Below are 19,219 nucleotides of genomic sequence, written 5' to 3' on the forward strand. Positions count from 1 at the left end.
GTGAAGGTAGCCATCACCGGAATGAAATAGCGCTGCCACGGCGTTGCGACGAATACGGTGCGCAGGCCAATGAGGAGAGTGAGCAGCACCAGCGCGAGATAGGAGAATCCGCCGAGCCAGCCATAGGACGCGAAGGCATTCAGATAGACCTGATGCGGGTCGTTGCCGTAATGATTGCGAAACTGCAGCGGGCCGAAACCGTTTGGCAGTTCCAGCAATTCGTTGACGCTTTTCTTCTGGTTGCCGAAACGCCCGCTCTCGCCGACGTCATAATACTGATTCAGCGAGGCGCGCTCCTTGAAGACGTCGCCGACATTGCCGACCGCAAGCAGACCGGCCAGGAGACCTGCGATCGCAAGGCTGACCATCACCGAAAATGCGACAAGGCGGGCCCGGAACCAGCCGCTCGGCGTGGTCATGAACAGAAGCGCCATCATCATGACCGCCGAAAACACCATGTGCGCCCATGCGGCGCGCGAGAAGCTCAGGAACAAACCGGCCGCCATGATCATGAATGCGGCGAACGAAACGACGCGCAGGCCTTTTGCCAGGAAAGATTGCAGCAGAAACAGCATCGGCAGGATCAGAAAGGGGCCGTAGACGTTCGGGTCCTTGAAGGTGCCGCGGGCGCGGCCATACAGCGTGAGCAGCTCGCTGCCGGTGAAATAGCCGGCAATGCCGGCGATCGCCGCGCAGACGCCGGCGAGGATATAGGCGGTTCGGAGGAGTTCGGCGCGCCGTACGCAATCGGCGGAAAAGATCATGGCGAAGACGATCGCGGTGACTGCCATATAGAACGAAATCAGGATGAATCGCCGCGACGGCTCATCCCCAATCACCGGGATCAGCGAGAATGCGCCGCCGAGATTGTACAGCAGCAACAGAATGACGAGTGGCAGCAGCTTGCGGTCGAACGTGACGCCGGCAAGGAAGCAGGTAAAGACCAGCAGCGCCGAGAGCACCTCGTAGGGCGACGGCTCAATGAAGACAAGGAAGCTGCCGAGGATCGTCAGAAACAGCGCGCCGTGAAGCAGGCCCACCGCGACCGCCGGCACGCGGCGCGCAGGCCCGGCCGCCGGGGCCGACCGCGCAGCTGCGGCCATCGCCTGCGCCTGGTCGAGCGTGATCAATAGGCGTTCTCGCTCTTGAGCAGCGCGAAGGGCGTCATCAGGACGATATAGAGATCAAACAGAATCGACCAGTTCTCGATGTAGTACAGGTCGTATTCGACGCGCTTCTGGATCTTTTCCTGCGTGTCGGTTTCGCCGCGCCAGCCGTTAATCTGCGCCCAGCCGGTGACACCAGGTTTGACGCGGTGCCTTGCAAAATAGCCGTCGACGGCCTCATCATAGAGGCGGGCTTCCGCCTTGGCGTTCACCGCATGCGGGCGCGGTCCGACCAGCGACAGGTTACCCTTGAACACGACATTGAAGAGCTGCGGCAATTCGTCGAGGCTGGTCTTGCGGATGAAGCGGCCAACCCGCGTCACGCGCGGATCGTGTTTGGTGACGAGTTTGTTCGCCGTCGCGTCGCATTGATCGACATACATCGAGCGGAATTTGTAAACCTCGATCAGGTCGTTGTTGAAGCCGTACCGCTTCTGCTTGAACAGAATGGGGCCTCTGCTGTCGAGCTTGATGGCGATGGCGACGGCCGCCATGACCGGCAATGCGGCGAGCAGCATCAGGCCGCCGACGATCCTGTCGAACAGCCATTTCATCACGACGTCCCAATCGGCAATCGGACGGTCGAACACGTCGAGGACGGGAACGGCTCCGATATAGGAGTAGGAGCGGGGCCGGAAGCGCAGCTTGTTTGAGTGCGCCGACAGCCGGATATCGACCGGCAGCACCCAGAGCTTCTTCAGCATCGCCAGAAGGCGGTTTTCGGCGCTGATCGGCAGCGAGAAGATGACAAGATCGATCCGGGTGCGGCGTGCGAACTCGACGAAGTCGTCGACCGTCCCAAGCTTGGAAAGGCCACCGCAATGCGTGGGCGAGCGCTCGTCATTGCGATCGTCAAAAACACCGATCACGCGGACGTCGGAATCCTCCTGGTCTTTTAGTGCCTCGATCAGGGCTTCGCCCGGGGCGCCGCCACCGACGATGACGGTCCGCCGAGTGAGCCGGCCATCGCGCATCCATTGCCTGACCAGCAGATAAAGAATGCTGCGCGACATAAGCAAGACAATCAGGCCGCCCCCCCAGAAGCCGACGAGCCAGACACGGGAGAAGGGAAGGTCAAGTTTCAGAAGGAAGGAGGCCGCGATCGCGAGCAGAAAAACCAGAGACCAGGCCGACAGAAGCCGTGCCATCTGGCGCAGCGGCCGGCGGAAAGCGTGGATCTGATAGATCTCGACCGCCTCAAAGGCCACGACCGACAATATCGAAATGCCCGCGATTGCCACGATGTAGGGCCAGCGGAAGCCTTCCGCCGGGAATACGTAAGTATAATAGGCAAGCATACCGACGAAAGCGATGAGTGCTGCCTCGATGGCGCGCACGAAGCCCGCGATCACGATCGGTGAAAACGCCGTGCGGGTGACTGGCGCCGCCGCGGCGAGCGCCGCAGGCGACAATTGACGTTTTCCGCGCGCAGCCGAATCTGCGCCGCCGGTCAGGGCGGAAGCAGTCAGAGGCACGCCCAGCAACTTGCGAGCGTCCAGATCGAACATTTTACGCCGTCCCTCGGTCGGTCGCATCGGGCAATGACGCGCAGACCTTGTTGTGATGGAGCGGTCCTATCGGAAAAAATTCAACAAAGGCTTATTCGCATTTTTTCGGTTTTGACATCGGCGCCTCGTCTGACACTGGCTTCGCCCGTCGCGCTATCCGTGATGCAATTGGCCTTCGGGCGTGCGCCGAGCAAGGCTGCCAGATGCCGCATGCTTGCGATATGGTTAACGGCGCTGGACGCCGCGCCCTTGAAATCGGGCTCTCAGCGTCCCCGACCTGCGTGACCATGCCGGCATGGCCATCGTGGTTAAGCGACGTTAATGAATGGCCGTATGTCTTGGCGGCAGCGCGCCGCAATCGGTTCGAGCAAGGCTGGCGCTTAACCGGACAATAACCATAATCGTCCGAAATAGCCGGGTTCGTTGCTGCGGAGTCGGATGATGCAGTCGGTTGAGCAGGGTGGCGTCGGCGTATCGTCCGGAGGCGATCTCGATCTGCGCGCGCTCGGTGCGGCGCTTTGGCGCAAGAAGTGGCTGATCCTCCTGCCGACGCTGCTGGTCGCTGCAGCCACGCTCGCCGTCGTCAACCAGATCACGCCGCGCTTCCAGTCCGAAGCCAAGATCATGGTGGAGGGACGTGAAAACGTCTTCCTTCGGCCCGAGGCGGAGAAGTCGATCGACCGGGCTGCTGCGGACCAGGAAGCGATCGCGACCCAGGTGCAGGTCATCCAGTCGCGCGACATTGCCAGGCAGGTGATCCGCGAATTGAAACTTGGCGAACGCCAGGAATTCGATCCTGTGCTCAAGGGCGTCTCCCCGGTCTCGGGAATATTGTCGATCTTTGGTATCGGCCGCGACCGGCTCAACATGACCGCCGAAGAACGGGTCATGGAGGTTTACTACCAGCGGCTGACGGTTTCCGCGGTCGAGAGGTCGCGGGTCATTACCATTCAGTTTCAGAGCGAAGATCCCGAGCTCGCTGCAAAGGTCGTCAACGCCATTCTGGACGCCTACATGAAAGTGCAGCAGCAGGCGAAAGTGGAGCAGACGCGGAGCGCCGTCGCCTATCTTGCCAACGAGATCGAGCAACTGCGCAAGACGGTGCAGGAAAGCGACGCCAAGGTCGATGCGTTCCGGGCGAAAGCCAATCTCTTTGTCGGCGCCAATCAGACCAATCTGAGCACCCAGCAGCTTGGCGAACTGACCACCCAGCTTGCCAATGCCCGCGCCCAGAAGGCCGATCTTGAAGCGCGGTCGCAGGCGATCCGCACGATGCTCAAGAGCGGCAAGCCGGTCGAATCCTCCGACATTTTCAATTCCGACCTGCTGAAGCGGCTGGTCGAACAGAGGGTCTTGCTGCGTGCCCAGCTTGCGGAACAATCGTCGACCCTCCTTGACCGGCATCCGCGTATCCAGGAGCTCAATGCGCAGATCAGGTCGCTCGATGCGCAGATCCGCGTCGAGCTCGAGCGTCTGGTTCTAGCCATGGAAAACGACGCCCGGATCGCGTCTCTGCGCGTCGATCAGACGGTCGATGCGATCGACCGGATCAAGAGTCAGATCAGCGGCGCATCGCCCCAGGAGGTGCAATTGCGGGCCCTGGAGCGGGAGGCGAAGGCGCAGCGCGACCTGCTGGAGTCCTATCTGGCCCGATACCGGGAGGCAACGGCTCGTGAGAATCTCGACGCGCCTCCGGCGGAAGTCCGGGTGATCTCGCGCGCCACGGTATCGAACGTGCCGGCCTTCCCGAAAACGCTGCCGATCGTAATTGTTTCAGCATTGGCGACGCTTTTCCTTGTCACGGCTTTCGTCATTTCGGGGGAAATCCTGCGGCAAGGCGTGCCGAATGTCATGCGCAGGGAGCTGGCGCTGGCGGAATCGTACGAACGGGCGTCGCCGGCAGCCCCCTCCGCAGCGCGCAGGTCGCTGTTTGGTCTATTCCGGAAAAGCCCCGGCATGACTTCGAAGGACCAGCACGGCAATCCGCTCGCCCCGGTGGCCCCGCTACCGGCAGCGGCGGCTGCGGCGCCAGCCGCTGCGAAAGCGGACCGGCTGTCAACATTGGCCAATGCACTGAGCACAATGGGCGAATCCGGCCGGCGTGTGGTGATATTCGGGGCGGAACGCAATGTAGGCGCAACCTATACAGCCCTCATGTTGGCTCGGGCTCTGGCCGCGAAAGGCGGCAAGGTGGTGCTGGCCGACCTTGCGTTGAATGCGCCGAACCTGTCGATCATGTCGGTCGATCCAGACGCGCCAGGATTTGCAGAGCTTGCAAAAGGACGGGCTTCGTTCGGCGATATCATCACACGGGACAAGTTCTCGCGGTTGCATCTCGTAGCCGCCGGTCAGGTTGACGATGACGCCGCGGTCATCCTTCAGTCAGCGAGGCTTCGTGTTACGCTCGACGCACTGGCCCGCACCTACGATCACGTCGTCGTCGACGGCGGTGCTTTGACCGAGGACGCGATCAATTCCCTGGCCAGCTTTGCTCCGCGTGCGGTGCTGGTTGCCCGTGATTTGGTATCGGTTCAAGCCAAGACGGCGGCGGAGCGGCTAAGCGCAGCCGGATTTGGCGAGGTTGTACTTGTGCAAGGCCAAGGCCAATCATCGGAGCTGCGCGGCGATGCCGGTCCGGTGGCCGCGTGACGGATTGAAGCATTTTTGCGCCGAGCGGATAGCGTTTCAACGCTAAGAAGACGCGCGTCAACGAAAAACTCAGAGTCTTTCTCACTTTTCGAAGACAAGCGAAAAGGCTCGGTGGGGTCGCGCTCAGGTTCGCGCAAAGAATTTGGCGCGGAGCCCGGTTACAAGGCGCCAAAGTCGCTGGTTATTCTTTATCGTACCTTTCGCCGCGCGAAAGGCTCTCGTGGCGCGTGCGAATACATGCCCACGAACAGTTAGCCCGATCGTCGTGTCGAACGGCAGCTCGGCCCTGTCGCACAGGGATTGTTTGTACTCGGCAGCGCCGATGCCGAGGCTCAATGTCCGGAAACCACGACGGGCGCAGTCGTCCACGAGTTTCATTAGCAAGATGAGACCCGGACTCATGCGCGCGTTGTCGCTGAGGGTGTAGGAATTGAACATCGTGGAAAAGGTGTCGCGGTCGTGGATCCCCGCAAACAGGGCAAGAAGGTCGTCATCGCTCTGCAGGGCATGGATCTCGATCAGCGGGGAGCCGCAGGAGAGACCGGAAAGTGATGCAGCGCGCAGGAACGCATCCATGCCAGGCTCGTCAAAAGCGTTGCCGATGCCGCGTGCGGCCAGCCGCGCCGCCTTCTGGCGCATAAATTCCGACACGAAGCGCTCGGCTTCGGAGCGGTTCGCCGCGCGGACATAGCGAAAGCCCGGCAGCCGGGCCAGGTGGCGCTCCTTGCGGCGGAGTTTGCGTCGGGTATCGGCATTGAAGTGCCGGCCGATGATCTCTTCGCCGGTCCCTTCCAGCGTGAGGCTGTAGCTTTTGTCTGGCGCATTGCTGTGCGGCAGGAGGAGAAAGGGGTTGGGCACACCGTTCAACTCGGCCGGCTGATTGAGGAGCGCGAGCGCGTCAATTCCGGAACTGGCAAGCCCCGTCAGGATCGACTGCAGGTCTTCCGCCGTAACGCTGTTTGCAATATCCCTGCGCCACAGGGTCGCGCCGAAATTGGCGTGGCGGCCGCAGAAAACGCTGGCTACGCGACAGCCGGCGAGCCGTCTGGATACCAGCGGCCAGAGAAACGCCGCGCGGCCGTCGCGGTCGCGGCCGACGACGATGGCCGGCGCGTATCCCGCCGGTGCTCCGACGTGACGCAACCAAAGCGCGCACAGGTCGAAGTCCTGGAAGGCCGTGCCGAAACACTCCCCGCGCATCAATTCACGCCAGGGCGCTTCTGCAATTTCGAGATTTTGAGCGAGCTCGATGGACCAGCCGCGGGCGATGGGCAGCGCGGGCAGGGCTTGCGCATGCTCGGTCTTCGCCAGCGCAAAATTCATCGAGGGCTCCTTGAAAACGGCAACTTGGCAAAGGATTCTCAACAAAGCGTTGGCAGGATCGCATCGCTTTGGCGGGAATTGCGGCTTTTGGCAGTGGGCGGGTTAAAAAAGGCGATCATTCGGGCGGGGCTTGAAACGCTGTATTTCAGCGGAGCCCATGTCGCGCTGCGCCCGTTCTTCCAGGGGGTGGGCGCGATCCTGACCCTGCACCATGTCCGCCCGGCGCGGCCCGCCGGGTTCCAGCCGAACCGCCTGCTTGAGGTGTCCCCCGGCTTTTTTGCGGCGGTGGTGCGGCGGCTGCGCCGGTCCGGCCTCGATATCGTTTCCCTCGACGAAATGTACCGGCGTCTGGTGCAGCGCGACTTCAAGCGCCGCTTTGTCTGCATCACCTTCGATGACGGTTATCGCGACCTGCTGCAATGGGCCTATCCGGTCCTGAAAAAGCATGAGGCACCATTCGCGCTTTATGTTCCGACCAGTTTTCCCGATCGGATCGGCGAAATCTGGTGGGTGGCGCTGGAGCGCGTTGTCGCCAGCACCGAACGGATCGGCCTCTACATCGATGGTGTCGAGCGCCGCTTTGACTGCGCGAGCCTGGACGACAAGCGCAACATCTATGAGCAGCTTTACTGGTGGCTGCGCAGCCTTTCGACCGAGGATGAATTGCGCGTCGTGATCCGCGATCTCGCCGCGCGCTATGGCGTCGACATGGCTGCGCTCTGCGACGAACTATGCATGAGCTGGGAGGATATTGCCGAACTCGCACGCGACCCCCTGGTGACGATCGGTGCCCACAGCGTCAATCATTACAGGCTCAGAAAAACACCCGACCGGGTCGTGCGTGCGGAAATGGAGATGAGCCGCGCGGTCATTGAATCCGCGATCGGCTTTCGCCCCGAGCATTTTGCCTATCCGGTCGGCGACCCATCCTCGGCTGGCTCTCGCGAATTTGCCATCGCCGCCGAGTTGGGCTTCAAGACCGCGGTGACGACCCAGCCGGGCGTTCTTTTCCGAGAGCATCGCAACCATCTGACGGCGCTGCCGCGCATTTCGCTCAACGGCGAATACCAGCAATTGCGCTACCTGGGCGTGCTCATGTCGGGGACCGCGACGGCCATGTGGAACGGGTTCCGGCGAGGGCCCCGCGCGGCCTAGGCCTTGCGTCCTTTCTCCATCCACCGGATTACCGGCATGGCCGGAAAAACCCAGCCAAGGCCTGCGACAACGTAAAACACCCAGGCCGCCACGGCGTTTGGACTTGAAAAGGCGAATTGCGCGAGCGCCATTGCCAGCAACGACCAGACCGTAACCAAGAGCAGCAAAAGGATGGCGCCGATCAGCTTGCGGGTGCGAATTGACATGGCGGGGCAGGGCGTTGTGTTGCGACGCGGATGCTGACTATATGGTCAGCGGTGGCGCGGCAAGCCAGCCGCTGGCCCCGAATTTCCGTTACGCGTCAAGGATTGCGGAAGGCTCATGGTCGGCACCAGAAACTCTGAAACGGCAGTCGGGCCGGTGCGTGCCTGGCTGCTGGTCGTCGCCGCCCTGGTGGTGGCGACGCTAATCGTCGGCGGCGCCACGCGGCTCACCGAGTCCGGATTGTCGATTGTCGAATGGAAGCCGGTGACCGGCATCGTCCCGCCGCTGACCGATGCGCAATGGGCGGCCGAGTTCGACAAATACAAGCAGATCCCGCAATACCGCGAAGTCAATCGCGGCATGTCGCTGTCCGAGTTCAAGGTCATCTTCTGGTGGGAATGGGCGCACCGGGTGCTCGGCCGCGTGATCGGCGTTGTGTTTATCGTCCCGTTCCTGTTCTTCCTGTGGCGGGGCTGGATCGGCCGTGACCTGCGCTGGCCGCTGTTCGGGCTGTTTGCGCTGGGCGGCATTCAGGGTGCGGTCGGCTGGTGGATGGTGTCATCGGGGCTCACCGAGCGCGTCTCCGTCTCGCAATACCGGCTGGCGTTCCACATGACGCTCGCCTGCGTCATCTATGCCGCGATCGTCTGGATCGTGGCGCGCATGAAACCGGCCGGCATTATCGCAGCGCCGGCGCGGCTGCGGGTGGCCGCTGGATTCCTGGTCGGGCTCGTCCTGATCCAGATCTATCTTGGCGCGCTGGTTGCCGGCCTCGATGCCGGCCTTGTCTACAACACCTGGCCGCATATCGACGGCGCGCTGATTCCGGCGGCGGACCGGTTGTGGTTCGAAACGCCGCTGTGGCGCAACTTCTTCGAGAATGCGCTGACCGTTCAGTTCAATCACCGCATGATGGCCTACCTCATTCTGCTGATTGCGCTGTGGTATGCTTGGGACATGGGCCGCAGCGTTCAGGACCGCACGGCGCGCGCCTACGCGGCCTTGTTCGTGCTGCTCATGATCGTCCAGGCCGTGATCGGCATTGCGACGCTGTTGTTCGGCGTGCCGATCATGATGGCGCTGCTCCATCAGGCGATGGCGATCCTGCTGCTGACAATCGCTGTGCTGCAGGCCGCGCAATTCGCAGTGCGCGGCGCGCCGCGGATCGTTGCCGTCCAGCCAACATGAGAGCTATGCCGCCAGCGCCTGCTCCAGGTCGGCGATGATGTCCTCCTTGTCCTCCAGTCCGATCGACAGCCGTACAACGTCGGGGCCTGCTCCGGCCTGAGCCTTCTGCGCGTCGGTGAGCTGCCGGTGCGTGGTCGAGGCCGGATGGATGATCAGCGATCGGGTGTCGCCAATATTGGCAAGGTGGGAGAACAGCTTCACATTTGAGACGAGCTTGATCCCGGCTTCGTAGCCGCCCTTCAGTCCGAAGGTGAAAACGGCGCCCGCGCCCTTCGGACAGTAGCGTTGGGCGAGGGCGTGATAGCGGTCGCCCGCAAGACCCGGATAGGAGACCCAGGCCACCTTCGGATGCTTCGACAGCCATTCCGCGACCGCCTTCGCATTGTCCGAGTGGCGCTGCATGCGCAGCGGCAAGGTCTCGACGCCGGTCAGGATCAGGAAGGCGTTGAACGGCGACAGCGCGGGGCCAAGGTCGCGAAGGCCAAGCACCCGGCAGGCAATCGCGAAAGCGAAATTGCCGAAGGTCTCGTGCAGCACGATGCCCTGGTATTCCGGCCGTGGTTCCGACAGCATCGGATAACGGCCCTCGCGCGACCAGTTGAAGGTGCCTCCATCGACGATCATGCCGCCGATTGAATTGCCGTGGCCGCCGAGAAACTTGGTGAGCGAGTGCACGATGATATCGGCGCCGTAGTCGATCGGCTTGCACAGATAGGGCGTGGCCAGCGTGTTATCGACGATCAGCGGCACGCCGGCCTTGCGGGCGACATTGGCGATCGCTTCGATGTCGACGATGATTCCACCGGGATTGGCGATCGACTCGATGAAGATCGCTTTCGTCTTCGGCGTGATCGCGCGCTCGAATGTCGATATGTCGTCCGGGTCCGCCCACGCCACATTCCAGCCGAAGCTCTTAAAGGCATGGTTGAACTGGTTGATCGAACCGCCGTAGAGCTTTTTCGATGCGACGAATTCCTCGCCCGGCATCATAAGCGCCTGCATCACCAGAACCTGCGCGGCATGGCCGGACGCGGTGGCGAGCCCTGCCGTGCCGCCTTCCAATGCTGCGATGCGCTCTTCCAGAACCGCGCAGGTCGGATTGCCGATGCGCGTGTAGATATTTCCGAAAGCCTGCAGCCCGAACAGCGACGCTGCGTGCTCCACGTCGTCGAACACATAGGACGTGGTCTGGTAGATCGGTGTCGCACGCGCGCCGGTGGTCGGGTCGGGTTGCGCGCCTGCATGGATGGAGAGGGTGGCAAAACCGGGCGTGCGTTCGGGCATGGGCTCGTCTCCGCGTGCGCTAGGGGCACCGCCCGGTTTATCGGAGGGCTTGGCCGCGTCAAGACATTGAGGGGCAGACCGCGGCATCCCGGACAACGATTCCGGAAGAACGGTAAAGTCCGGCGCCGTCAGTTCTCGCTTTGAGCCCGCACCGTCGCCTCTGTCGTCCCGCCGGGTGTCGTTTCGCGCTGCAGCGACATGCGCTGGATACCTCTACCGGGCGGTGCGCGCTTTGAGGACAGGGTCCGCGAATTCACGCCGAGCCAGGAAATCTCCGAGGACAACCGGCCGTACTCGATTTTGGGACAGCGGTTCATCACCACCTTCATTCCCGCATCCTCGGCAAGCTTTGCCGCCGGGTCGTTGCGCACCCCAAGCTGCATCCAGATCACCGCCGGTTTCGGGTCCAGTGCCAACGCTTCCTGCACCGCGCCGAACGCTGCGTCCGAATTGCGGAAAATGTCGACCATGTCCACGGGCTCGGGAATGTCGGCAAGTGTCGCGTAGACCTTTTGACCGAGCAGTTCACCCCCGGCCAGGCCCGGATTGACCGGGATCATGTGGTAGCCGCGCTCCAGCAGGTACTTGAACACGAAATAGCTCGGCCGCACGACCTTCGGCGACACGCCGACGACGGCGATGGTCTTCACCGTGTTGAGGATGCCGCGGATATAGCCGTCGTCGTAATTGTCGTGATTCATTTGGCGGAAGTCTGCTCGGCGCGGCGGAGCAATACAAGCGGCCCGATCCCGACGATGCCCGAGGCGACCGACAGGGCGGCGGTGTCGACAATCTGGCCAAGACAGAGTGTGCCGCATTGGTAGAAGGAAAGGCCGAGCAGTGCGGTGGCAACGACAAGACCCCAGACGCCGCCCGCCGCGGCCCCGCGCAGCAGTGTGCGGCGGTCGACGCCCGAAGGACACAGGGCGACGCCCGTCATCAGCGGTCCTCCCATTCGGGATCGCGCTTCTCGATAAACGCGCAGATGCCCTCATTGGCGTCGTGAGTCATCATGTTTTCCGTCATGACTTCGGCGGCAAAGGTGTAGGCCTCGGCCAGGCTCATGTCGGCCTGCCGGTAGAAAGCCTGTTTGCCGATCTTGACCGCCGCCGCCGATTTCGATGCGACGCGCTGTGCAAGTTCGAACGCGGCATCGCGTTCGGCGCCATGCGGCACCACCTTGTTGACGAGCCCGAGCCGCAAGGCTTCGTCTGCCGTTACCGGTTCCCCCGTCAGCAGCATATGCATCGCGTTTTTGCGCGGGATGTTGCGTGTGAGCGCCACCATCGGCGTCGAGCAGAACAGGCCGATATCGACGCCGGGCGTCGCGAAACGCGCCTGCGATGAGGCCACGGCGAGATCGCAGGTTGCAACAAGCTGGCATCCGGCCGCCGTGGCGACGCCCGAGACACAGGCGATCACTGGCTGCGGTAAGGCCACGATCTGCTGCATCATCGCGCTGCAGGATGTCATCACATGCCGAAAATAGGCTTTGCCTCCATCGGCGTCGGATCGCCGCGCAGTCAATTGCTTGAGGTCGTGTCCGGCGCTGAAAGCGGGTCCGTTGGCTGCAACGACGACGGCACGGATCGAAGGGTCGCGCCCTACCTCAGCGAACGCGGTGCCGAGCGCTTCGATCAGCTCCTCGGACAACGCGTTGCGTGCCGCAGGGTTGTTCAGCGTCAGCAGTGCGATGCCGTCGCGCTTCTCGCGCAAGAGGATCGTGGTGCCGTCGGGCCGGGCATGAACATTCATCGCGGAACCCTTCGCAAAGCGCCCCTTTGCCGGCGCGTGAAGCCATTGTATCCGATCCTGGCAGGGCAAGCGAAGGACGTCGTGATGGCACAGCCGGCGATGAGCATTGCGGAGCTGGAAGAGTTCCTGACACGGGAATTTCCGCAGGCGTTTCATCCGGACAGCGGACTTTCGATCGAAGAGGTCCATCATGGACGTGCCGTGGTGCGGCTCGCCTATAGCGAGAAGTTCATTCGGCCGGGCGGCACCATCTCCGGTCCAACCATGATGATGCTGGCCGATTTCGCGCTTTATCTTGCAGTGCTGTCGGCGATCGGCCCGGTGGCGCTCGCGGTGACCATCAACTTCAACATCAACTTTCTCCGCCGGCCGGACCAGCGCGACCTCATCGCGGATGCTGGGATGCTCAAGCTCGGCAAGCGGCTCGCGGTGATGGAGGTCACGCTCTATTCCCATGGCAGCGACGACCCCGTGGCGCACGTCACCTCCACCTATTCTATCCCGCCGAATACCGACGGTTAGAATGAGGTAATATGCAACCTATTTTATAAACCATTGATTTTATGAGTGTTATATTGCCTGGTGAGCATTGACGGCAGTTTGGCGATCTTCTACAAGCCCAGCCAACTCCAACCTCCCGGACCATGGTCATGAAAACCTTTTCGGCGAAGCCCGCCGACGTTGAGAAAAAATGGGTCGTGATCGACGCCACCGGCCTCGTTGTCGGCCGGCTCGCCTCGATCATCGCATTGCGCCTGCGCGGCAAGCACAAGCCGAGCTTCACCCCGCATGTCGACGATGGCGACAATGTCATTGTTATCAATGCGGAAAAGGTGGTCTTCACCGGCCGCAAGCGCGACCAGAAAATCTACTATCACCACACCGGCTATATCGGAGGCATCAAGGAGCGCTCGGCGAAGTCGATCTTCGAAGGCCGCTTCCCTGAGCGTATCGTCGAGAAGGCGGTGGAGCGCATGCTTCCGCGCGGTCCGCTCGGCCGCAAGCAGCTTGGCAATCTGCGGGTCTATCCTGGCGCCGAGCATCCGCACGAAGCCCAGAAACCCGAGGCGCTCGATGTCGGCGCCCTGAACCGCAAGAACAAGGCAGCCTGATCATGGCCGAATCCGTTCAATCTCTCGAAGGTCTTTCGGCGCTGAAGGCGCAAGGTGCGCAACCAGCCGAACAGCCGAAGCATGTCCAGAAGCTGGATGGCCAGGGCCGCGCCTACGCCACGGGCAAGCGCAAGAATGCGGTCGCGCGCGTCTGGATCAAGCCGGGCTCCGGCAAGATCGTCGTTAACACCAAGCCGGTCGAGCAGTTCTTTGCACGCCCCGTTCTGCGCATGATGATCCAGCAGCCGATCGTGGCGGCGAACCGTTCCGGTCAGTATGACGTGATCTGCACTGTCTCCGGAGGCGGTCTGTCGGGACAGGCGGGCGCCGTGCGTCACGGCATCTCGAAGGCGCTGACCTATTTCGAGCCGGATCTGCGTTCGCCGCTCAAGCGCGGCGGCTTCCTCACCCGCGACCCGCGCGTGGTCGAGCGCAAGAAATACGGCAAGGCCAAGGCTCGGCGTTCGTTCCAGTTCTCGAAGCGCTGATCCTGCTAAGGCGTCCGCGTTCTTCGGAAAAAGGGGCCAGTTGGCCCCTTTTTTATTGGCGTTTTTACAGAAAATGCGCGCGCTTTGCGAAAGCCTGCGACAACACCCTCTCGCGTATTGAGGTGACGCTTTCTTGAGACGTCCGCCACGGACCCGGCGGAAAGCGACGCAGAATGCGGGAAGGTTGCATGCCGCTCGACTTGCCGACGCTGTTCCTGGTTTCGACCTGCATTGCGGCGCTGCTGGGAATATTCCTTTTGGCCCTGTGGCTGCAGGATCGTTCGGTCAGGGCGCTTGGCTATTGGGCCTCGGCCTATCTGATCGGCGGATTTGCCGTCGCGCTCTGGGTCATTAGCCCCGAAGTGCTGCCTGCGGCGGGGGCCGATCTTGCGAGCGCGCTGTTGTTCGCTTGTTGCGGCCTGATCTGGAGCGGAGCGCGTAAATTCCACGGACACGAGCCGGTCGCCGGAGGCGCGATCGCCGGCGCGATCGTCTGGCTCGTCGCGACGCGCATGCCCGAACTGATGCAATGGCACAATGCGCGCGTCGTTCTCTCCTCCCTGATCATCACCGTCTATGCGGTGCTGACCGCCATCGAATTGCGGCGCGATCGCCGCAAGCCGCGCGAGGGCAAGGCAGCGCGCGCGCGCGCGCTGACCGTGCCGGCGTTGCACGGCGTGATCTTTCTGTCGCCGATCCTCACCACGACCTTCTTCACCGGTGCAGCACCGTTCGCTGCGGACGGATTTTTCCCGCTCTTCGCGCTCCTGACGCTGCTCTATATCGTCGGCACGGCCTTCATTGTCGTGGTGATGGCCAAGGAGCATTCCGCGCTGGTCCATAAGACCGCGGCGATGACCGATCACCTGACAGGGTTGTTCAACCGCCGTGGCTTTCTCGAAGCTTCGGAGACGCTGATTGCGGCCCAGCGCAAGAGCGGGCAGCCGGTCACCGTCCTCATGTTCGATCTCGACCACTTCAAGTCAATCAACGACCGCTTCGGCCACGAGGTCGGCGATGCGGCGCTCGAGGCCTTTGCCGCGACCGCCAGCACCAACATGCGCTCAAATGATATCGTGGGCCGGCTGGGCGGTGAGGAATTCGCGGCGATCCTGCCTGGCGGTACCGAGACCGCGCTGATGGTTGCCGAGCGCGTCCGCGCCGCATTCGAAAAGCGCGGCGTGGAGATCGCCGGTCATGTGATGAATGCCACGGTGAGCGTCGGTGTTGCCGAGGCGCTGGCCGACGCCGCCGATATCGCGACCATGCTTGCACGTGCCGACCGTGCGCTCTACGCTGCCAAGGGCGCAGGCCGCAACCGCATCTGCACCGACACCGAGGCGCGGGATACAGCCAAGCAGGAAAAGCCGGCATTGGCGCCGACGCTCGCACCTGAAGTCCGTAAGACGGCATCCGCCACGCAGTTTCGCGTGTCCGCTGACGCGATCCCTGCCTGAGGAAACGCATTGTTTACCATGGCGTCTCTAAAGGCCGCCGATCTGGGTCTTCGGTGCGATCGTCGCAATGATTGCGTTCTCGCTTGGCCGGTAAAAGGGCACCGGCTTCCCGAGGGATCTGCCCGCAAACCGACGCCATGGCCGCTGCGTGAGGGGCAAGTTGTCGCAGCTGGAAACCAATGACCGGCTCCGATACTTATCCGTCGGTTTTTCTTGTGCTGTATGGGGCGTATGCGGGGGCAGCTTGGCGTCGAGGCTTTTAGCGTACGGACTTTCGCTGCGCTTGCGTTTGCAATCGGCCTCAGTCTCGTTGTCTGGTTTGCCGTTCCGGGAAATGTTGCGGCGAAGCTGTCGCTCAATATCTTCGTTCTGACCGTCATTGCCTGGATCGCGACGCCGTTCGACCGCACCGCCGTGGCGCTGACCGCAGCGTTGGCGCTGGTGGTTCTCGGCGCCGACAACGCCCGCAATTTTTACAGCTCACTCGGCAATCCTCTGATCTGGCTCTTGGTCGGCGCCTTCATCATTGCCCGTGCGCTGAGCGAAATCCGGCTTGCCGAGCGGCTGGCGTCTGCGGCGATGCGCGGGGCTCGCACGGTGTCCGGGTTATTCTACGCGCTGACCTTCGTCATCGCTGGCACAGCATTCGTCATCCCCTCGACCACAGGCCGTGCCGCGCTGCTCCTTCCAGTATTCCTCATGCTCTCGGCATCGATTGGCAATCCGCAGGTTACGCGCGCATTATCAATCCACATGCCGGTCATGATCCTGTTGTCCGCCGCCGGCTCGTTGATCGGTGCGGGCGCGCATCTGGTCGCGGTCGATATGATGCGCGAGATCGGTCGCGAACCGGGTGCCCCGCGCGAGCCGATGAGTTATGCGGAGTGGACGCTGCTCGGTCTGCCGTTCGCGCTTGTGAGCGGTCTCATTTCGACCTTCGTGATCCTGCGCTTGTTCCTTCGGCAAGAGCAGCGTTCGCTGACAATTGCCGATCTTTCGCCACCTGCCGCGCCGCCGCTGCGGCCGCGCGACCGAACCGTACTTGCACTGGTGGCGCTGACAGTCGCGCTCTGGCTGACGCAACCGTTGCATGGCGTCGAGATCACCATCGTGACGATGGCGGCGGCTATCGCCGTGACCGCGGTTTCGGCATCGTCCACGCGGCTCAAGGACGCGCTGAAATCGGTGGACTGGCATCTGCTCCTGTTCATTGCCGGCGCAAGCCTGATCGGGGAAGCGCTGATCGACAACAACGCAGCCGGCGGCCTGATCGCGTATCTTGAAAAGATCGACAGGGACTTTGCGGCCTATCCGGCGCTGACAGCCGGCTTCGTCGCGCTGGTGGCCATGCTCGGTCATCTCGTCATTACCTCGCGCACCGCGCGCGCGACCGTGTTGATCCCGCTGCTGGCGCTGCCGTTTGCGCAGCTCGGTTACAATGGACAGGCGCTGATCTTTCTGGTCGCCATCGCGACCGGTTATTGCCTGACGCTCACCATCAGCGCGAAGTCGCTGTTGATCTTCTCGGGAGCCTCCGAGCAGGTGTTTTCGCATGGCGATCTGATGCGCCTGTCCGCCGTGCTCCTGCCGGTGCACGTGATCCTCGCGGTCTTGTTCGCAACATTGGTGTGGCCGCTGCTCGGCCTTCCGCTGACGGCGATGCCGCAGGCTGCAGCGCCATGATGTTTCCGAGTCTGCCTCGCTCGCGCCGCCTGCGCGTCCTTGTCGCGCCGTCGGGCTTCAAGGAGGGGCTCGATGTGTCGGATGTTGCCGAAGCCATGGCGAGAGGCGTGCGGCGGGCCTTGCCGGCTTGCGATCTCGTCGTGGTGCCGGTCTTCGATGGCGGCGAAGGATTCACAAGAGCGCTGGTGCGGCTAACTCGCGGGCGCCTGCGCCATGTTTCTGTGACCGGGCCGCTGGGGCGGACAGTTCCGGCGTCGTTCGGTCTGGCGCGGATCGATGGCGTGCGCACAGCCATCATCGAGATATCGGCCGCGGCGGGATTACGGCTTGTACCGCACCGGCGCCGCCACCTGATCACAACGACCACAAGCTATGGGGTCGGCGAGATGATCGGCGCAGCGCTCAATGCCGGGGCGAAACGCATCCTTATCGGTTGTGGCGACAGCGGCACCAATGACGGCGGCGCCGGCCTCGCGCAGGCACTGGGCATCCGCTTCCTTGATCGTTTCGGAAAGGAACTGACTCCAGGCGGCGAGGCATTGGCCCGTTTGCGTCGCATCGATCCGGCCGGACTCGATCCGCGGGTCCGCGACGTTGAAATCGAAGTCTGTCTGAATATCCGGAACCTATTGCTGGGCCCACACGGGGTATCGAGAATATTCGGCCCGCAGAAGGGAGCCTCGCCTGCGCAGGTCAAGCGACTCGAGTCCGGACTCAGTCGTTACGTTGCCTGCCTGAAAACCCTGACCGGCAAGGATGCCGCCAGGCTTCCCGGCGGCGGCGCATCCGGCGGACTTGGCACAGCGCTTCATCTGCTGCTCGGCGCGCGTCTCGTGCCGCGCTACGATTTTGTCGAGCGCCATATTCCTCTGACCGATCACATCGATTGGGCGGATCTGATCATCAGCGCCGAGGGACGGATCGACCGCCAGACCTGCCGCGGTAAGATACCCGGCGAGATCGCGCGGCGCGCCAAGGCGCGAGGCAAGCCGGTCATCGTGCTGGCGGGTGCGATCGGCGAGGGCGCGCAGACCTGCCACGCCGCCGGCATCAGCGCCTTTGTGAGCATCCTCGACCGTCCCTACAATCTTGCGCAGGCCATCGGCGGGTCCAGGCAGCTACTCGAGCGCGGGACCGAACAGGTCATGCGTATCGTCGGGGTGGGGAGTGCGCTCGGCGAGCGGACTTGAGCTTGCGGCGCCTGTCCGCGGGTGATCAAGTTGGTCTTGATCGAAACTCTCACATGGATTTCTGCAGATGATTACGAGAACAGCGGCTCTGCTCGTTGCGGCGGGCATCGGCTTCGGACCGGCCCAGGCGCAGGACTGGCCGCAACGTCCGGTTACCATGGTGGTATCGGCCGCCGCGGGCGGGCCGATCGATGTGTTTGGCCGGATCATGGCCGAGCGGATGGGGCAGGTGCTCGGCCAGCAGGTGGTGATCGAGAACGTGCCCGGGGCGGGCGGCATGATCGGTGGCAGTCGCGTCGCGAAAGCGGCGCCGGATGGATACACCGCGCTGCTCGGCACCATCGCCACCCATGCGCATTCGCAGACGCTTTACAAAAAGCCGCTTTACAGCGCGACAGCCGATTTTGCGCCGGTGAACCTGATCGCGGAAATTCCGCTGGTGCTGATCGCGCGCAAGGACCTGCCGGTCAATTCGCTGGAAGAATTCGTCGCCTATGCCAAGGCGAACCAGGGCAAGATGAACTTTGGATCGGCTGGCGCTGGCTCTGCGACCCATCTCGGCTGCATCCTGCTCAACCAGGCGCTCGCCACCAATATCCAGCATGTGCCCTACAAGGGCACCGGCCCCGCGATGCAGGACCTGCAGGCCGGGCGCATCGATTTCCTGTGCGAGATCATCGTCACGGCGGTGCCGCAGATCGAAGCCGGCACCGTGAAGGCGATCGCCACCCTCTCGCGCGACCGTTCGCCGGTGCTGCCCGATCTGCCGACCGCCTTCGAAAAGGGTTTCAAGGACATCCAGGCGTATACCTGGACCGCGCTGTTTTTCCCCAAAGACACACCGGCCCCGATCGTCGGCAAGATGCGCGACGCGGCGCTGAAGACCATGGCCGATCCGAAAGTGCGCCAGCAATTGCAGAAGCTCGGCGCGACGATCGTGTCGGACGAGCGCACCACGCCGGATTATCTCGGGAAGTTCGTACAGTCCGAAATCGACAAATGGGCCGGTCCGATCAAGGCGAGCGGAGCCGTCGTCGACCAATAAGCAAGCGGGAAG

The 19,219-nt window shown here is 62.7% G+C and carries 18 protein-coding genes; 10 read left to right on the forward strand and 8 right to left on the reverse strand.

The annotated features are described in order from the left end of the window. Positions 1-1,130 (reverse strand): O-antigen ligase family protein (locus ACK41X_RS12775; protein WP_409723637.1); only part of this gene is annotated, 1,130 nt, incomplete at its 3' end. Further along, a complete protein-coding gene (locus ACK41X_RS12780) occupies positions 1,127-2,674 on the reverse strand; it encodes an undecaprenyl-phosphate glucose phosphotransferase (protein WP_409723640.1) in 1,548 nt (515 codons plus the stop codon). The genes ACK41X_RS12780 and ACK41X_RS12775, both read right to left, overlap by 4 nt. 438 nt (positions 2,675-3,112) lie before the next feature. Here ACK41X_RS12780 and ACK41X_RS12785 point away from each other — a divergent pair, with 438 nt between their 5' ends. After that, entirely contained in the window at positions 3,113-5,323 is a 2,211-nt protein-coding gene (locus ACK41X_RS12785) for a GumC family protein (RefSeq protein ID WP_409723643.1), read from the forward strand. Positions 5,324-5,446: 123 nt separating this feature from the next. Here the strand turns inward: ACK41X_RS12785 and ACK41X_RS12790 are convergent, their stop codons facing one another. Then, the gene (locus ACK41X_RS12790; protein WP_409723646.1) at positions 5,447-6,646 is read right to left on the reverse strand and encodes a GNAT family N-acetyltransferase; all 1,200 of its coding nucleotides are present in this window, start codon (positions 6,644-6,646) and stop codon (positions 5,447-5,449) included. Positions 6,647-6,739: 93 nt separating this feature from the next. Between ACK41X_RS12790 and ACK41X_RS12795 the strand changes: the two genes are divergently transcribed. Then, positions 6,740-7,801: a polysaccharide deacetylase family protein gene (locus tag ACK41X_RS12795; protein WP_409723649.1), complete on the forward strand. Its 1,062-nt coding sequence runs from the start codon at positions 6,740-6,742 to the stop codon at positions 7,799-7,801. On the opposite strand, the gene ACK41X_RS12800 is transcribed toward ACK41X_RS12795, so the two are convergent. Next, positions 7,798-8,007, reverse strand: a complete 210-nt coding sequence (locus ACK41X_RS12800; RefSeq protein ID WP_409723652.1) for a DUF2842 domain-containing protein — start codon at positions 8,005-8,007, stop codon at positions 7,798-7,800. The genes ACK41X_RS12795 and ACK41X_RS12800 overlap by 4 nt on opposite strands. Positions 8,008-8,122: 115 nt before the next feature. On the opposite strand from ACK41X_RS12800, the gene ACK41X_RS12805 reads away from it, so the two are divergent. Further along, positions 8,123-9,193 (forward strand): COX15/CtaA family protein, encoded by a 1,071-nt coding sequence (locus tag ACK41X_RS12805; RefSeq protein WP_409723655.1) that lies wholly within the window; start codon positions 8,123-8,125, stop codon positions 9,191-9,193. Positions 9,194-9,196: 3 nt separating this feature from the next. Here the strand turns inward: ACK41X_RS12805 and ACK41X_RS12810 are convergent, their stop codons facing one another. From ACK41X_RS12810 to ACK41X_RS12825, 4 genes are all read right to left on the reverse strand, one after another. Further along, the gene (locus ACK41X_RS12810; RefSeq protein ID WP_409723657.1) at positions 9,197-10,477 is read right to left on the reverse strand and encodes an O-acetylhomoserine aminocarboxypropyltransferase; all 1,281 of its coding nucleotides are present in this window, start codon (positions 10,475-10,477) and stop codon (positions 9,197-9,199) included. A 128-nt stretch (positions 10,478-10,605) separates the two neighbouring features. Next, positions 10,606-11,178 carry a CoA-binding protein gene (locus ACK41X_RS12815; RefSeq protein WP_409723659.1) on the reverse strand — a complete coding sequence of 191 codons (573 nt, stop codon included), beginning with the start codon at positions 11,176-11,178 and terminating at the stop codon, positions 10,606-10,608. Then, positions 11,175-11,417, reverse strand: coding sequence for a hypothetical protein (locus ACK41X_RS12820; RefSeq protein ID WP_409723662.1), 243 nt, complete (start codon positions 11,415-11,417; stop codon positions 11,175-11,177). Before ACK41X_RS12820 ends, ACK41X_RS12815 begins: the two co-directional genes overlap by 4 nt. Then, positions 11,417-12,232 carry an enoyl-CoA hydratase gene (locus tag ACK41X_RS12825; protein WP_409723665.1) on the reverse strand — a complete coding sequence of 272 codons (816 nt, stop codon included), beginning with the start codon at positions 12,230-12,232 and terminating at the stop codon, positions 11,417-11,419. Before ACK41X_RS12825 ends, ACK41X_RS12820 begins: the two co-directional genes overlap by 1 nt. A gap of 84 nt (positions 12,233-12,316) precedes the next feature. On the opposite strand from ACK41X_RS12825, the gene ACK41X_RS12830 reads away from it, so the two are divergent. The 7 genes from ACK41X_RS12830 (at position 12,317) to ACK41X_RS12860 (ending at position 19,207) form a co-directional block, all read left to right on the forward strand. After that, on the forward strand, positions 12,317-12,754 hold the full coding sequence (locus ACK41X_RS12830; RefSeq protein ID WP_409723668.1) for a PaaI family thioesterase: 438 nt from the start codon (positions 12,317-12,319) through the stop codon (positions 12,752-12,754). A gap of 128 nt (positions 12,755-12,882) precedes the next feature. Continuing rightward, positions 12,883-13,344, forward strand: coding sequence for a 50S ribosomal protein L13 (rplM, locus tag ACK41X_RS12835; RefSeq protein WP_409723671.1), 462 nt, complete (start codon positions 12,883-12,885; stop codon positions 13,342-13,344). A 2-nt stretch (positions 13,345-13,346) separates the two neighbouring features. Then, a complete protein-coding gene (rpsI, locus tag ACK41X_RS12840; protein WP_409723674.1) occupies positions 13,347-13,832 on the forward strand; it encodes a 30S ribosomal protein S9 in 486 nt (161 codons plus the stop codon). Positions 13,833-14,020: 188 nt separating this feature from the next. Next, positions 14,021-15,289 carry a diguanylate cyclase gene (locus ACK41X_RS12845; RefSeq protein WP_409723676.1) on the forward strand — a complete coding sequence of 423 codons (1,269 nt, stop codon included), beginning with the start codon at positions 14,021-14,023 and terminating at the stop codon, positions 15,287-15,289. Positions 15,290-15,520: 231 nt separating this feature from the next. Continuing rightward, the gene (locus ACK41X_RS12850) at positions 15,521-16,972 is read left to right on the forward strand and encodes an SLC13 family permease (RefSeq protein WP_409723679.1); all 1,452 of its coding nucleotides are present in this window, start codon (positions 15,521-15,523) and stop codon (positions 16,970-16,972) included. After that, positions 16,969-18,162, forward strand: coding sequence for a glycerate kinase (locus ACK41X_RS12855; protein WP_409723682.1), 1,194 nt, complete (start codon positions 16,969-16,971; stop codon positions 18,160-18,162). Before ACK41X_RS12850 ends, ACK41X_RS12855 begins: the two co-directional genes overlap by 4 nt. 67 nt (positions 18,163-18,229) lie before the next feature. Then, entirely contained in the window at positions 18,230-19,207 is a 978-nt protein-coding gene (locus ACK41X_RS12860) for a Bug family tripartite tricarboxylate transporter substrate binding protein (RefSeq protein ID WP_409723684.1), read from the forward strand. Positions 19,208-19,219: the final 12 nt, after the last annotated feature.

Source organism: Pseudorhodoplanes sp. (assembly GCF_046289595.1).
Classification (GTDB): Bacteria; Pseudomonadota; Alphaproteobacteria; order Rhizobiales; family Xanthobacteraceae; genus Pseudorhodoplanes.

Excerpts from the sequence above, each read along its gene's own strand:
- ACK41X_RS12780 (WP_409723640.1), bottom strand. The coding sequence starts at position 2,674 with ATGTTCGATCTGGACGCTCGCAAGTTGCTGGGCGTGCCTCTGACTGCT.
- ACK41X_RS12785 (WP_409723643.1), top strand. The coding sequence starts at position 3,113 with ATGATGCAGTCGGTTGAGCAGGGTGGCGTCGGCGTATCGTCCGGAGGC.
- ACK41X_RS12790 (WP_409723646.1), bottom strand. The coding sequence starts at position 6,646 with ATGAATTTTGCGCTGGCGAAGACCGAGCATGCGCAAGCCCTGCCCGCG.
- ACK41X_RS12800 (WP_409723652.1), bottom strand. The coding sequence starts at position 8,007 with ATGTCAATTCGCACCCGCAAGCTGATCGGCGCCATCCTTTTGCTGCTC.
- ACK41X_RS12805 (WP_409723655.1), top strand. The coding sequence starts at position 8,123 with ATGGTCGGCACCAGAAACTCTGAAACGGCAGTCGGGCCGGTGCGTGCC.
- ACK41X_RS12810 (WP_409723657.1), bottom strand. The coding sequence starts at position 10,477 with ATGCCCGAACGCACGCCCGGTTTTGCCACCCTCTCCATCCATGCAGGC.
- ACK41X_RS12815 (WP_409723659.1), bottom strand. The coding sequence starts at position 11,178 with ATGAATCACGACAATTACGACGACGGCTATATCCGCGGCATCCTCAAC.
- ACK41X_RS12820 (WP_409723662.1), bottom strand. The coding sequence starts at position 11,417 with ATGACGGGCGTCGCCCTGTGTCCTTCGGGCGTCGACCGCCGCACACTG.
- ACK41X_RS12825 (WP_409723665.1), bottom strand. The coding sequence starts at position 12,232 with ATGAATGTTCATGCCCGGCCCGACGGCACCACGATCCTCTTGCGCGAG.
- ACK41X_RS12830 (WP_409723668.1), top strand. The coding sequence starts at position 12,317 with ATGGCACAGCCGGCGATGAGCATTGCGGAGCTGGAAGAGTTCCTGACA.
- rplM (WP_409723671.1), top strand. The coding sequence starts at position 12,883 with ATGAAAACCTTTTCGGCGAAGCCCGCCGACGTTGAGAAAAAATGGGTC.
- rpsI (WP_409723674.1), top strand. The coding sequence starts at position 13,347 with ATGGCCGAATCCGTTCAATCTCTCGAAGGTCTTTCGGCGCTGAAGGCG.
- ACK41X_RS12845 (WP_409723676.1), top strand. The coding sequence starts at position 14,021 with ATGCCGCTCGACTTGCCGACGCTGTTCCTGGTTTCGACCTGCATTGCG.
- ACK41X_RS12850 (WP_409723679.1), top strand. The coding sequence starts at position 15,521 with ATGCGGGGGCAGCTTGGCGTCGAGGCTTTTAGCGTACGGACTTTCGCT.
- ACK41X_RS12855 (WP_409723682.1), top strand. The coding sequence starts at position 16,969 with ATGATGTTTCCGAGTCTGCCTCGCTCGCGCCGCCTGCGCGTCCTTGTC.
- ACK41X_RS12860 (WP_409723684.1), top strand. The coding sequence starts at position 18,230 with ATGATTACGAGAACAGCGGCTCTGCTCGTTGCGGCGGGCATCGGCTTC.